The sequence below is a fragment of the Mediterraneibacter torques genome, from assembly GCF_044591705.1.
Taxonomy (GTDB): domain Bacteria; phylum Bacillota; class Clostridia; order Lachnospirales; family Lachnospiraceae; genus Mediterraneibacter; species Mediterraneibacter torques.
The window spans coordinates 147,737-161,584 of sequence record NZ_CP172594.1; the positions used below are offsets into that span (position 1 = coordinate 147,737).

Genomic DNA, 13,848 nt, shown 5'->3' on the forward strand with positions numbered 1-13,848 from the left:
GTAAATGAAAACAAATGTGAATAATTGAAAGTAAATAAATACAGATAAAAAATAAATGAAAAGAGAGGATAAGACAATGGATTTAAAAGGAAGACATTTTTTGACACTGAAAGATTTTACACCGGAAGAGATCATTTATCTTTTGGACCTTGCCGCAGAATTAAAAGAAAAGAAGAAAAAAGGGATACTTGTCGATCATCACAGAGGGAAAAATGTGGCGCTGATCTTTGAAAAAGACAGTACGCGTACACGCAGTTCTTTTGAGATAGCGGCACATGATCTCGGAATGGGGACGACTTATATCGGAACGATGGGATCTCAGTTCGGGAAGAAAGAGAGCATCAAAGATACGGCAAGAGTACTTGGAAGAATGTATGAAGGAATCGAGTACAGAGGATTCGGACAGGAGATTGTCGAAGAGCTGGCTCAGTATGCGGGAGTACCTGTATGGAACGGATTGACAAACGAGTATCATCCGACACAGATGCTGGCAGATATGCTGACGATCCGTGAACATTTCGGGAAACTGAAAGGTCTGAAACTTGTATATATGGGAGATGCCCGTTATAATATGGGCAATTCGCTCATGATCGCCTGTGCAAAACTCGGACTTGATTTTGTGGCGTGTACGACAGAAGACTATTTCCCGAATGAGGAGCTTGTAGAGGAGTGCCGCGTATATGCAAAAGAATCAGGTTCTGAAATTACATTGACAAGCGATGTGAAAGAAGGAACAAAAGGCGCTGACGTCATCTATACAGACGTATGGGTATCTATGGGAGAACCTGACGAAGTGTGGGAGAAACGGATCAGAGAGCTGACTCCGTACAAAGTAACAAAAGAAGTGATGGAAAATGCAAAACCGGAAGCAATCTTTCTTCACTGCCTTCCGGCGTTTCATGATCTTGGAACGAAAGTCGGAAGAGAGATCGGCGAGCGTTTCGGAATCACAGATATGGAAGTGACGGACGAGGTATTTGAGTCTGAACAGTCGAAAGTGTTCGATGAGGCGGAAAACCGGATGCATACGATTAAAGCGGTTATGGATGCTACATTGAAGTAAAAAATAAGTAGAAAAGAAGATAAAAACAGAGAAGATACAAAGGCAAAAAGCAAGAAAGATAAAGACAACGAAAAGCTGAGAACGTAAAAAAGATAAAAAGTCGAGAGAATAAAAAGACGAAAACTTGAGAAGGCAAAAAGCCAAGAAAGTAAAATCAGAGAAGGCGAAAAGCAGATAAAATTATGAAAGCAGAGATTTTGAAAATGCTGCGGGAAGCAGACGGGTACATTTCGGGGCAGGAAATCTGTGAGAAGTTCAATGTGTCGCGCACTGCGGTCTGGAAGGTGATCCGCCGGCTTCAGGAAGACGGCTACGAGGTGGAAGCTGTGCGAAACAAAGGGTATCGCATGGTGGAAAGTCCCGACATTTTGACAAAAGAAGAAGTGGAAAGCTGTATGCATACGGAATGGGCGGGAAGAAATGTCGTATGTTATAAAGTGACGGATTCAACGAATCTGCGCATCAAGCAGATGGGAGATGAAGGCGCTTTAGCCGGAACGCTGGCTGTGGCGGAAGAGCAGACGGCGGGAAGAGGGCGCAGAGGACGTTCGTGGGAATCACCTGCCGGAGCGGGGATCTTTATGTCGGTTCTTTTAAGACCGAAGATCACGCCGGATAAAGCGTCTATGCTGACGATCGTGACGGCGTGCAGTACGGCGAAAGGAATAAAAAAATATTTTGAAAATGAGGGAGCTTCCTGTCCGGATATTCAGATTAAGTGGCCGAACGATCTCGTTGTCAACGGGAAAAAACTGGCAGGTATTCTCACGGAGATGAGTACGCAGATCGATTATATCAATTATGTGACCGTCGGGATCGGAATTAATGCAAACACAAAAAAGTTCCCGGAAGAATTAAAAGATCATGCAACATCGCTGTATCTTGAATGCGGACATATGGTGAAACGAGCGTCTGTCATTGCGTCGATCATGAAATGTTTTGAGGAAGATTACCGCCTGTTTCTTGAGACGGAAGATTTATCCGGACTGATGGAAACGTATATGTCGATGCTTGTCAACCGGGATCGGGACGTTCTTGTACTTGATCCAAGCGGAACATATAAGGCAAAGGCACTGGGGATCGATAAAAACGGAGAGTTGATCGTGAGAAGGGAAGACGGAACTTCGGAACATGTCTATGCCGGAGAAGTCTCGGTCAGAGGTGTGTACGGTTATGTATAAATGCATGTGCGGGATAAGAAATGCATGCATAGGATAAGCTGAGAGATATGGATGAGTATAGACGAACTAAATGCAGATTTTAAGTTCGGAAAAAAACAGGAAAAAGAGAGGTAATGTATGGAAGAAGAGGTTGTGCTTTGTGCGGCAAGCGCATATGAACAGAAATTTTATTTGAATCCTCAGTTTGAGTCGCTGCCGGAAGCAGTGCGTCAGGAACTGCAGATCATGTGCGTATTGTATACGGAAGATGTGGGAGGCATTCTCCTTGTCGTATATGATGAAGAAGGAAATCTCGAGTTAAAAGTAGAGCACGAAGAAAATGATTTTGCTTTTGATGAGATAGGAAGTGTGCTGAAGATCAAACAGCTTCAGCAGACGAAAAGAGAATTGTTTGAATCGCTTGAAACATTTTACAGGGTGTTTTATCTCGGAGAGGAGTAGGGTGTGGAATTTTTACAAAAGGTCATCCAACTGTATGCTGAGAGAAAAGAATGGTTTCTGGATTTGTTTGCGGCACATGTGGGGCTGGCTTTAACGGCGGCTGTGAGCGCGGGGATCATAGGACTTCTTTTAGGGATTTTTATTTCGGAACATAAAAAAGCGGCAGGTCCCGTTCTGACGATCGCAAATATCGGTTATACGATTCCGGCGATCTCACTTCTGGGAATGCTGATCCCGGTTTTGGGGATCGGAGATAAGACGGCGATAACCGCTCTTACGATTTACGGCATCATGCCGATGGTGCGAAATACGTATGCGGGAATTACCGGCGTCGGGGAAGAAGTAGTCGCGGCGGCGGAAGGAATGGGGAGCACGCGCTTCCAGATCATGACAAAAATCAAACTTCCACTGGCAGCGGGAGTCATCATAGCAGGCGTAAGAAATATGGTCGTTATGACAATCTCTGTGTCGGCGATCGCGTCGTTTATAGGAGCGGGAGGTCTTGGAGTAGCGATTTACAGAGGTATTACGATCTATGATTCGGCAATGACGTTTTGCGGTAGTTTTCTGATCGCGCTTCTGGCGATCGTAAGCGATCTTTTGCTCGGATTGCTGGAACGGAAAGTGAAAAAGAAAACAGGCATAAAAAACAGATAAAACAGGAAAACATAAATAAAAAAACATAAATAGAAAAATATAAATAGAAAAATATAAACAGAAAATCATAAAAGGACACTATGAATAAGGAGGCAAAAGATGAGATTAAAGAAGATCACGGCGCTTTTTCTGACCGGCGCGCTTATACTTTCGATGGCCGGATGCGCGGGAAACGGAAGCAAAGATAAGAAAGAAGGAAGTGCGGGAAACGAAGCTCAAGAACCGGTTAAGATCGCCACAAAGCCGATGACAGAGCAGTTTATCCTCGGAGAAATGTTGAAAAAGCTTATCGAGGAGAAGGCAGGTTATGAAGTAGAACTTACAAAAGGTATCGGCGGAGGAACGAGCAATATCCAGCCGGCAATGGAAAAGGGAGAGTTTGATCTCTATCCGGAATATACATCCAGCGGATGGATTCTTGTGCTCGGACATAAGGCAGGTGAAGTAAGCGATGATAAGATGCTTGCAAAACTTCAGGAAGAATACGAAGAAAAATTCGATATGACGTGGGTAGGGCTGTATGGTCAGAACAATACGTATGCCGTTGTCGTAAGAGAAGATACGGCAAAGAAATACAATCTTGAGACATGCTCGGATCTGGCGGCGGTTTCGGATCAGCTTGTTTTCGGAGGAAACCCGGATTATATCGAGAGAGCGGACGGTCTTCCGGGGATGTCTGCGGCGTATGGATTTCAGTTTAAAGAGATCAAAGATATTGATATCGGTTTGAAATATCAGGCGCTTAGAAACGGTGATATTGATGTGACGAACGGGTATACGACAGACGCTCAGATCAGTCAGGATGATGTGAGAGCGTTAAAAGACGATAAGTCTTATCAGGTAAATTATTTTTGTTCAACGGTTGTCCGCAAAGATGCGCTTGAAAAATATCCGAAGCTCAAAGAGACGTTAGAGCTGATGGACGGAATTCTTACAGATCAAAAAATGGCGGAACTGAATTATCAGGTTGAGGAAGAAGGACGTGACGAAGCGGAAGTGGCGGAAGAATTTTTAAAAACGTCCGGGTTACTGTAAAATATTTTCCGAAAACCGTGAGAACAGAACCGTTTGAAGAAACTTTCGAGAAGAAACAAAAAAGTACAGGGGAATGAATGCGTATGGAAATGATACGTCTGGAACATGTGACGAAAAGCTTTGGCAGATATAAAGCATTGGATGATGTGAGCATTGTTGTGGAAGAAGGCGAATTTTTGACGGTGATCGGCAGATCGGGATGTGGAAAGACGACGATGCTTCGGATGATAAACGGATTGCAAAAGCCGGATTCGGGAAAAGTATATGCGGCAGGGGAAGACGTAGGAGAGGCAGATTTGATCCGGCTTCGAAGAAAGATCGGCTACGTGATACAAAATAAAGGGCTTTTTCCTCATATGACTGTTGAAAAAAACATTATTTACGTTCCTGTTATAAGCGGACAGAAGGATAAACGGCAAAACCGGAAACTGGCGGAAGAATTGATCGGTCTGGTCGGTTTGGAGCGTGAGATGCTTGACCGTTATCCCGAAGAACTCTCCGGAGGTCAGCAGCAAAGAGTCGGGATCGCAAGGGCGCTTGCGTCCCGCCCGAAACTTCTTCTGATGGACGAGCCATTCGGGGCGCTGGATGAAATTACAAAGCGGGCTATGCAAAATGAACTTCTGGCATTACAGAAAAAATTAGGAATGACAGTCGTGTTTATTACGCATGATATCAGGGAAGCGATGAAATTGGGAGACCGGGTTCTTGTGATGGAGCAGGGAAAGATCGCGCAGTGCGATACGCCGGAAAATGTAAAGAAAAATCCGGCGGATGAATTTGTGAAAGAACTGATCGGATGAAAAAACTATGAAAAAACGTAATCTGACAAAAGGAAATGTGACGGCTGTAATGCTGCTGTTTGCCGTGCCGATGATCCTTGGAAACATCATGCAGCAATGTTACAATCTGGCAGATACATGGATTGTCGGGAGGTTTGTCGGCGCGGAAGCGCTGGCGGCTGTCGGAAGCGCATATACGCTTATGACGTTTTTAAATTCGATCCTGATCGGCATGTGTATGGGGAGCGGAGCGCTTTTTTCAATCTGTTATGGCCGAAGAGCGTTAAGAAAACTAAAAGAATATATTGTTTCATCGTTTGTGCTTATTTTTTCAGTGACAGTGATTTTGACGATTGTTTCATATGTGTGCCTTGATCCGATTCTCACGCTGATGCAGATTCCGGCGGATATTTACGGACTGATGCGCTCTTATATGGGGCTGATCCTCGCCGGATTGATCTTTGTTTTTCTCTATAATTATTTTGCGTTTCTGCTCCGTTCATCGGGAAATTCGGTGATTCCTCTGATTTTTCTCGGCGTCGGAACTGCGCTTAATATCGGACTGGATTTTTTCTTTGTCGCAAAACTCGGGCGCGGAGTGAAAGGGGCGGCTGAGGCAACGGTTCTTGCTCAGGCAGCGGCAGGACTTGGAATCGCATTATACGCTCTTGTGAAAGAACCGGAACTTAACATGAAGAAAATGAAAGAAGAGGGGATCGGTATAAGGGCAGATCTTTTGAAAGAGATCTTTTCTTATTCTGCATCGACGGGAATCCAGCAGTCTGTGATGAATTTCGGGATACTTATGGTTCAGGGACTTGTGAACAGTTTCGGAACATCGGTTATGGCGGCGTTCGCTGCAGGGGTAAAGATTGATACATTGGCATATATGCCGGCACAGGAATTCGGGAATGCATATTCGATATTTATCTCGCAGAATTATGGGGCGGATAAAAAAGAACGGATCAGAAAAGGAACAAAAAGCGCTGCCGTGACTGTCATAATGTTTTGCGCGGCGGCATCTGCGGCAGTCTTTTTCGGAGCAGAGTTTTTGATGGGGATTTTTATTGATCCGCAGAAAACACAGATCATTCAGATCGGAACAGGGTATTTGAAAACAGAGGGAGCGTGTTATTGCGGGATCGGAATCCTGTTTTTGCTCTACGGATATTTCCGGGCAGTGGAAAGACCGAAAGTTTCTCTTCTTCTTACGATCCTCTCACTTGGAACACGGGTTGTCCTTGCCTATGCATGTGCGCCGTTGTTCGGCGTTGGAGCGATCTGGACGGCGATACCGATCGGCTGGGCGATGGCGGATGCGGCAGGAATCATCCTGTTAAGACGCGGCGAGCGTACTAACAGGATGAATGAAATTATGTAATTGTCGTCTGTCAACGTATAAACTGTTTTCTGTAAGCGGTAGGAGTCATGCCGCATATTTTTCGGAAACATTGGGAAAAATAGCTTGAAGAAGAGAAGCCGCACTGTTTTGCAATCGCTGCCTGGTTCAGATCCGTTGAAGTAAGAAGTTCCTGACTTGTGAAGATCCGTTTCTGAGCAAGATAGTTCATAGGCGCGATCCCGTAAATTTCGGTAAATGTATGGGCAAAATAATATTTATTCAGATGGGTCAGCTCCGCAAGTGTGTCAAGAGTGATGTTTTCTCTGAAGTTAGAATCGATGAAGCGCTTTGCGTAACTGCATTCGCGGGTAATCTTTTTTGAGGAAGGAAGCATTTCTACGGGCGATCCGGTATGTCGTGAAAGTTGAATGATGAGAGCTTCGAGAAGATTTTGACAGATCGTCTCGTAGCTTTCTTTTTGTTCGTCCATCTCCCGGAGGATCGTATGAAAGTAGAAGTCGAGATTTTCGGAGAAATCTTCGCACTGTATATTTAAATATTCTTTGTCGTTATAAATAAGAAAGTTTAGTCCCTCCACGCCGAGGACAATGTATTCCAAGGGAGAATTTTTGTCTGAAACTTCCGTGTGGCGGATGCTCGGGTTGATGATGATCAGATTCTGTTTTCGGATCGGAAATGATTCTTCTTCTACAATGAAGCTTCCGCATCCGTTCAGTACGTAAAAAAGCTCGGAAAAATAATGGGTGTGCGGGTAGCTTTCCCAGTCTTGTTCGTACTTTGAATAACTGGAGTAGAGCAGGCGGTACGGCATTTGCGAAAATGTTGTTTCCTGATTAGAAGTGTTGAATGAATGTCGTATATTTCCCATAAATACAGCCTCCGTTGTTTATCTGGAATAGTTTAGAAATTTTGTTTTTAACTAAAAAAGTAAAAAATTAATGTGTTTATTATAGTGAATTCTTAAAAAAAAATCAAGGGAAAATGGATGTATTGTAGAAGCGGCGAAAAAAGAAATTATATATAATGCACAAAAAAATAAATATAAAAAAGTTTTTGTCGGAAAAACGCAAAAAAAGTCGGGGGAAATACAAAAAAGCAATATTTATAAAAAAAAGGACAAGAATGGGTATTGAAAAATTATCGGATTTCGTTTATTCTAAGACCAAGAGAAACAAATCGTTAAATAAAGGAGGACCAACGATTATGAAAAAGAAAAAACTGATCAGTCTGTTACTTGTTGCTTCTATGGCATTCAGCCTTGCAGCTTGTGGTTCATCAGGCGGAGACGACAAAGACGCTGACAAAGGTGGAGACGAAAAAACACTGAAGGTTGCAGCGGTAGAAACAGCTTACGGCGCAGACATGTGGAAAGAAGTTTGCTCAGCATTCGAGAAATCTCACGAAGGCGTTAAGGTTGAACTTACAATCGACAAAAAGCTCGAAGATGTAATCAACCCGCAGATGAAATCCGGCGAGTATCCGGACGTGATCTTAAGAGCTGTAGGAGCTGAATCGGGAATCACAGAGACATTCGTAAAAGACAACAACCTTGTTGATCTGACAGATGTTCTTGATATGACAGTACCGGGCGAAGAAGTAACTGTAGGAGACAAGATCCTTCCGGGATTCGTTGAGAATACAATTACAAATCCGTACGGAGACGGAAAAACATATCTGATGCCGATGTTCTACGGCCCATGCGGACTGTTCTACAATGCAGGACTGTTTGAGGAAAAAGGCTGGGATGTTCCGACTACATGGGATGAGATGTGGGCACTTGGCGACAAAGCGAAAGAAGAAGGAATCGCATTGTTTACATATCCGACAACAGGTTACTTTGACGCATTCTTCTATGCTTTGATGCATGAGACAATGGGAGACGATTTCTCTAAAGCGCTGACATATGAAGATGGTATCTGGGATACAGAAGGCGCTAAACAGGCATTTGACATTGTTGCAAAACTTGCTACATATACAGAAAAAACAACACCGGCTAATGCAAACGACAACGATTTCCGTAAGAACCAACAGCTTGTACTTGACAACAAAGCGCTGTTCATGCCGAACGGAAACTGGGTAATCGGCGAGATGGAAGATGCTCCGAAAGCAGACGGATTCGAGTGGGGATTCACAGCTCTTCCGGCTGTTAAAGAAGGCGGAGAGAGAGCTTCTTACACATTCTTCGAGCAGATCTGGATGCCGGCAGAAGCAAAAGAGCAGGATCTCGGAAAAGAATTTATCGCTTACCTGTACTCTGATGAAGCAGCTAAGATCTTCTTCGATAAAGGCGGAGCAGTTCAGCCGATCGAAGGAATGTCTGATATGATCACAGATGATAATACAAAACTGTATTACTCAATCTACGACACAGGCGCAGTTGCAGTTATGGATGCATTCGCAGCAACAGAGCCGATCGAAGGTCTTACAACACGTTCTACATTCTTTGATCCGGTTAACTCTCTTGTAACTGGAGACAAGACAGAGCAGGATTGGATCGATCAGATCAAAGCTGACAGTGCTAAATTCCATGAAGCGCTGAAATAAATAAAAAATAAATCACCGGAAATTTACCGGTTCTGATGACCGGAAGAATATCACAGGTGTAGGCGGGCGGTGAATCTGTTTTCACCGCCCGTTTTATCCTGACAGGAGATGAATTAATGAAAGCAAGAAAAGGAAAAGGGCTGTTTGTATTTTGCTGTCTTGCCCCGGCAGCGATATTGTTTATCGTATTTATGATCCTGCCTACGATCGATATTTTCCGTATGTCTATGTTTAAATGGGGTGGATATACAGATAATAAGACATTTGTAGGATTGGACAACTTTAAAATACTTTTCAAGAGTGACAAATTTTATCAGGCGTTCCAGAACTCGATTTTGCTGATCGTTCTTGTTACACTTGTAACATTTACATTTGCGCTTGTATTTGCTTATATTTTGTCACGGGAAAAAATTAAAGGAAAAACATTTTTCAGTGTTATTTTCTACATTCCGAACATTTTGTCGGTAGTAGTTATCAGTGCTATTTTCTCGGCAATCTATGATCCGAACCTTGGACTTTTGAACTCTTTTTTGAATCTGTTCAAAGGAGCGGAAAACCCGACGCTTTGGCTTGGAGATCAGAAGATAGTTATTTACAGTATTGTGATTGCACTTGTATGGCAGGCAATCGGTTACTATATGGTTATGTATATGGCAAGTATGGCAAACGTGCCGGAAAGCCTTTATGAGTCGGCGGCTTTGGAAGGCGCGGGAAAGATCAGACAGTTCTTTACGATCACAATTCCGCTGATCTGGACAAACATCAGAACAACACTTACATTCTTCGTTATCAGTACGATCAATATGAGTTTCCTGCTTGTAAAAGCAATGACAAACGGCGGACCGGACGGAGCGTCAAATGTATTCTTAAGTTATATGTATCAGGAAGCGTACACGAACTCTTCCTATGGATATGGTATGGCGATCGGTGTTATGGTATTCCTCTTCTCGTTTGCACTTGCGGGAATTCTGAATGTGGCAACAAAACGTCAGGAAATCGAATTTTAAGGGAAGGAGATCAAGATGGGAAAAACAAAAGTAAAAGAGTCAAAAAAACCATTGACACTTTCAAAAGTGGTAGTATATATCTTATTAATTCTCCTTGCGATCACAATTATCATTCCGGTCGGCTGGGTATTTGTTGCATCTGTTAAGCAGAATTCAGAGTTTTACGGAAGTCCGTGGGTACTTCCGGAGAAGATTTATTTCCAGAACTTTATCGATGCGTGGGAGAAGGCGAGCATGGGAACTTACATGCTCAACTCAGTGATCGTAACAGCGCTTGCATTGCTTTTGCTGATCGTGATCTCTCTTCCGGCGGCATATGTATTGTCCAGATTCAAGTTTAAAACGTCAAAATTCTGGAACGTACTTTTTATGGCAGGCCTGTTCATTAACGTAAGTTACATTGTTGTACCGATCTTCCTTATGCTCAATAACTGGGATAAAACGCTTCGTCAGCTCACAGGAGGTACGTTCTTTTTGAACAACCTGTTTGTGCTGGCTCTTGTGTATGCGTCTACGGCGCTTCCGTTTACGATCTATCTTTTGTCCGGATATTTCAGATCTTTGGCAAAAGATTTTGAAGAAGCCGCTTATGTAGACGGAGCAAGTTACTTTACAACGATGGTAAAGATTATTTTCCCGATGGCAAAACCGAGTATTGTTACGGTAATCTTGTTCAGTTTCCTGTCATTCTGGAATGAATACATTATTTCAATGACACTTCTGACAAAACCGGAACTGAAAACTCTGCCGGTAGGACTTATGAACTTGATGGCGGCGCAGAAATCTGCAGTTCAATACGGTCAGATGTATGCAGGTCTTGTTATCGTTATGCTGCCGACGTTGATTTTGTATATCTGTGTACAGAAGAAACTGACACAGGGTATGACACTCGGCGGATTGAAGGGGTAGGAGGTTGATATTATGGATGAAAGAACAAAACAGGTTTTAGTAGGAATCATTGTTGCTGTTATTTTTATCGCGTCTGTAGCCCTTATCATTATCGGTCAGAAAAATATCGGACCGCAGGGGCTTCTGACAATGCTTGCAGGACTTGCGGGTCTGATCGGACTTCTTGCTTTTTATAATCATAAATATAAATAGCAAAATATAACAGAAAACAGAAAAAGAAAACAGGAAAGAACAAAGAGGGTATAATTCATGGAAAATTCAAAAGGACTTGTGACCATCCCTACAGATCTCGACGTTGTTCCCGAGACTTTGGAACTGATGAAGCGCTGGGGAGCAGATGCGATCAGAGACTGTGACGGTACAGATTTTCCGGAGGCGCTCAAAGACGCAGACGCGGAAATTTATTCTACATATTATACGACAAGAAAAGACAATGAGTGGGCGAAGGCAAATCCGGAAGAGATACAGCAGATGTATCTTATGACGCCGTTTTATACGGCTGATTCCGAGAGTCTGTCGATTGAGATCATGAAAGGTCTTTATCCTGACATGCTCAGTCCGAATACACGGGATGACATTAAGCGTTGGTGGGAGGTTGTAGACCGCACGACAGGAAAAGTCGTTCCGACAGACGAGTGGGATTATAATGAAGAGGAAGGAAAGGTTACGATCAAGGCAGTTCCGTTCCATGAGTATACTGTGAGCTTCCTCGCCTATATCATGTGGGATCCGGTGCATATGTACAATGCCGTAACAAATGACTGGAAAGATGTAGAGCATCAGATCACCTTTGATGTCCGTCAGCCGAAGACACATGAGTATACATTGAAACGTCTGAGAAAATTTATTGAGGATCATCCGTATGTAAACGTACTTCGTTTTACAACATTTTTCCATCAGTTTACACTTGTATTTGACGAGCTTGCCCGTGAGAAATATGTAGACTGGTACGGATATTCGGCGTCGGTAAGTCCGTATATCTTAAAACAGTTTGAAGAAGAAGTGGGATATCCGTTCCGCGCGGAATATATTATCGATCAGGGATATTACAATAATCAGTATCGTGTTCCGAGCAAAGAATTTCAGGATTTTCAGGCGTTCCAGAGAAGAGAAGTTGCCAAGATCGTAAAAGAGATGACAGAGATCACGCACGAATGTGGTAAAAAAGCAATGATGTTCCTCGGAGATCACTGGATCGGAACAGAGCCGTTTATGGAAGAGTTTAAAACACTTGGTATTGACGCTGTTGTAGGAAGCGTAGGAAACGGTTCGACGCTTCGTCTGATCAGTGATATCGAAGGAGTGAAATATACAGAAGGACGTCTGTTGCCGTACTTCTTCCCGGATGTGTTCAACGAGAACGGAGATCCGGTCAAAGAAGCAAAATATAACTGGGTGACAGCAAGAAGAGCAATCCTTAGAAAACCGATCGATCGTATCGGATACGGCGGTTATCTTAAACTTGCGCTTCAGTTCCCGGAATTCCTTGATTATGTAGAGCAGGTATGCAACGAGTTCCGTACGCTTTATGCAAATGTAAAAGGAACGACACCGTACTGCGTGAAGAAAGTCGCAGTGCTTAACTGCTGGGGCAAGATGAGAGCATGGGGATGCCATATGGTACATCATGCACTGTATCAGAAACAGAACTATTCATATGCAGGAATCATCGAGTCGCTGTCAGGAGCGCCGTTTGACGTTGTATTTATCAACTTCCAGGATATTCTGGATAATCCGGCGATCCTTGACGATATCGATGTGATCATCAATGTCGGGGATGCAGATACGGCGCATACAGGAGGAGAATGGTGGGAAAACCCGAAGATCATCGAAGCGATCCGCGGATTCGTTTACAACGGCGGAGGAATTATCGGTGTCGGCGAACCTTCCGGTCATCAGTATCAGGGACATTTCTTCCAGCTTGCTAACGTATTCGGTGTAGAGGAAGAAACGGGCTTCACACTCGGATACGACAAATACAACTGGGATGAGCATGAACACTTCATTTTGGAAGATTCTGAAGAAGTAGATTTCGGAGAAGGCAAGAAGAATATTTATGCTCTTCCGAGTGCAACGATCCTTGTGCAGAAAGAAAAAGAAGTACAGATGGCAGTAAACGAATTCGGAAAAGGACGCGCTGTTTATATCAGCGGACTTCCGTACAGCTTCGAGAACAGCCGTGTACTTTACCGTGCAGTGCTTTGGAGCACACACAGCGAAGATGAACTGAACAGATGGTTCAGTACAAATTATAATGTAGATGTACATGCTTATCCGAAGAACAACAAATACTGTGTTGTAAATAATACGGATGAGCCGCAGCAGACAACGATCTACCGCGGAGACGGAAGCAGCTTTGAGCTTGCTCTTGAGCCGAACCAGATCATCTGGTATGAGATCGCGTAATGTCTGGATCGTATCGTGCAGGCAGTGTTCTGCCGATTCATTTGCGGTCGTTTTGTTGGGGAACAGACGACGGCAGAAAAGTTTGTGAAAAAGAAAATAGAATGAATGAAAAAATATTACGGTTCATATGTATATATGAGCCGTAATATGATATTGGAGGAAAGCAATGGCGAAACGTGAGAAAAATCCGGCATCGGATAAAACGGGAAACGACACAGGCATCTCGTTGCTTGTGCTCGGTATTGTGAGCGTTATTTTCGCACTTTGGATTCCGATCGTCGGGATCGTTCTGGGGACTGTATCGCTTGTAAGAGTGCGGAAAAGAAATGATCTGTCAGGAACAGCCATGGCAAAGGCAGGAAAAGTCTTAAGTATCGCGGGAATATGTATAGCCGTTGTAAACTGGATTCTGGCAATCGTCCTTACATTTATGACGTTAGCATAAGCATGATAAGAATAG

14 protein-coding genes are annotated in these 13,848 nt (G+C 43.5%); 13 read left to right on the top strand and 1 reads right to left on the bottom strand.

All coding sequences use genetic code 11. From position 1 onward, the window contains the following. Positions 1-76 precede the first annotated feature (76 nt). The 7 genes from argF to ACH9UM_RS00585 all read left to right on the top strand — a co-directional run bounded on the left by argF (position 77) and on the right by ACH9UM_RS00585 (position 6,540). Entirely contained in the window at positions 77-1,063 is a 987-nt protein-coding gene (argF, locus tag ACH9UM_RS00555; protein WP_009242474.1) for an ornithine carbamoyltransferase, read from the top strand. Between the two features lie 182 nt (positions 1,064-1,245). Continuing rightward, positions 1,246-2,244, top strand: a complete 999-nt coding sequence (locus tag ACH9UM_RS00560) for a biotin--[acetyl-CoA-carboxylase] ligase (protein ID WP_004847281.1) — start codon at positions 1,246-1,248, stop codon at positions 2,242-2,244. Between the two features lie 117 nt (positions 2,245-2,361). Next, positions 2,362-2,685: a DUF6145 family protein gene (locus ACH9UM_RS00565; RefSeq protein ID WP_004847283.1), complete on the top strand. Its 324-nt coding sequence runs from the start codon at positions 2,362-2,364 to the stop codon at positions 2,683-2,685. Positions 2,686-2,688: 3 nt separating this feature from the next. After that, complete coding sequence (locus ACH9UM_RS00570; protein WP_009320670.1) at positions 2,689-3,342, top strand: ABC transporter permease; 654 nt, start codon at positions 2,689-2,691, stop codon at positions 3,340-3,342. Positions 3,343-3,441: 99 nt separating this feature from the next. Beyond that, positions 3,442-4,377, top strand: a complete 936-nt coding sequence (locus tag ACH9UM_RS00575) for a glycine betaine ABC transporter substrate-binding protein (protein ID WP_004847286.1) — start codon at positions 3,442-3,444, stop codon at positions 4,375-4,377. 83 nt (positions 4,378-4,460) lie between these two features. After that, positions 4,461-5,180, top strand: a complete 720-nt coding sequence (locus ACH9UM_RS00580; protein WP_330360054.1) for an ABC transporter ATP-binding protein — start codon at positions 4,461-4,463, stop codon at positions 5,178-5,180. A 7-nt stretch (positions 5,181-5,187) separates the two neighbouring features. Continuing rightward, positions 5,188-6,540, top strand: coding sequence for an MATE family efflux transporter (locus ACH9UM_RS00585; RefSeq protein ID WP_004847291.1), 1,353 nt, complete (start codon positions 5,188-5,190; stop codon positions 6,538-6,540). A 10-nt stretch (positions 6,541-6,550) separates the two neighbouring features. Here ACH9UM_RS00585 and ACH9UM_RS00590 read toward each other — a convergent pair whose 3' ends face one another. Next, on the bottom strand, positions 6,551-7,390 hold the full coding sequence (locus tag ACH9UM_RS00590) for a helix-turn-helix domain-containing protein (RefSeq protein ID WP_009242471.1): 840 nt from the start codon (positions 7,388-7,390) through the stop codon (positions 6,551-6,553). 254 nt (positions 7,391-7,644) lie between these two features. Here ACH9UM_RS00590 and ACH9UM_RS00595 point away from each other — a divergent pair, with 254 nt between their 5' ends. The 6 genes from ACH9UM_RS00595 (at position 7,645) to ACH9UM_RS00620 (ending at position 13,833) form a co-directional block, all read left to right on the top strand. After that, positions 7,645-9,066 (top strand): carbohydrate ABC transporter substrate-binding protein, encoded by a 1,422-nt coding sequence (locus tag ACH9UM_RS00595; RefSeq protein ID WP_004847297.1) that lies wholly within the window; start codon positions 7,645-7,647, stop codon positions 9,064-9,066. Positions 9,067-9,182: 116 nt separating this feature from the next. Next, entirely contained in the window at positions 9,183-10,073 is an 891-nt protein-coding gene (locus tag ACH9UM_RS00600) for a carbohydrate ABC transporter permease (RefSeq protein WP_004847299.1), read from the top strand. 15 nt (positions 10,074-10,088) lie between these two features. After that, on the top strand, positions 10,089-10,982 hold the full coding sequence (locus ACH9UM_RS00605) for a carbohydrate ABC transporter permease (protein ID WP_004847301.1): 894 nt from the start codon (positions 10,089-10,091) through the stop codon (positions 10,980-10,982). Between the two features lie 12 nt (positions 10,983-10,994). Beyond that, entirely contained in the window at positions 10,995-11,174 is a 180-nt protein-coding gene (locus ACH9UM_RS00610; RefSeq protein WP_004847303.1) for a DUF6903 family protein, read from the top strand. 57 nt (positions 11,175-11,231) lie between these two features. After that, the gene (gnpA, locus tag ACH9UM_RS00615; protein WP_004847306.1) at positions 11,232-13,388 is read left to right on the top strand and encodes a 1,3-beta-galactosyl-N-acetylhexosamine phosphorylase; all 2,157 of its coding nucleotides are present in this window, start codon (positions 11,232-11,234) and stop codon (positions 13,386-13,388) included. A gap of 166 nt (positions 13,389-13,554) precedes the next feature. Beyond that, positions 13,555-13,833, top strand: a complete 279-nt coding sequence (locus tag ACH9UM_RS00620) for a DUF4190 domain-containing protein (RefSeq protein ID WP_004847310.1) — start codon at positions 13,555-13,557, stop codon at positions 13,831-13,833. Positions 13,834-13,848: the final 15 nt, after the last annotated feature.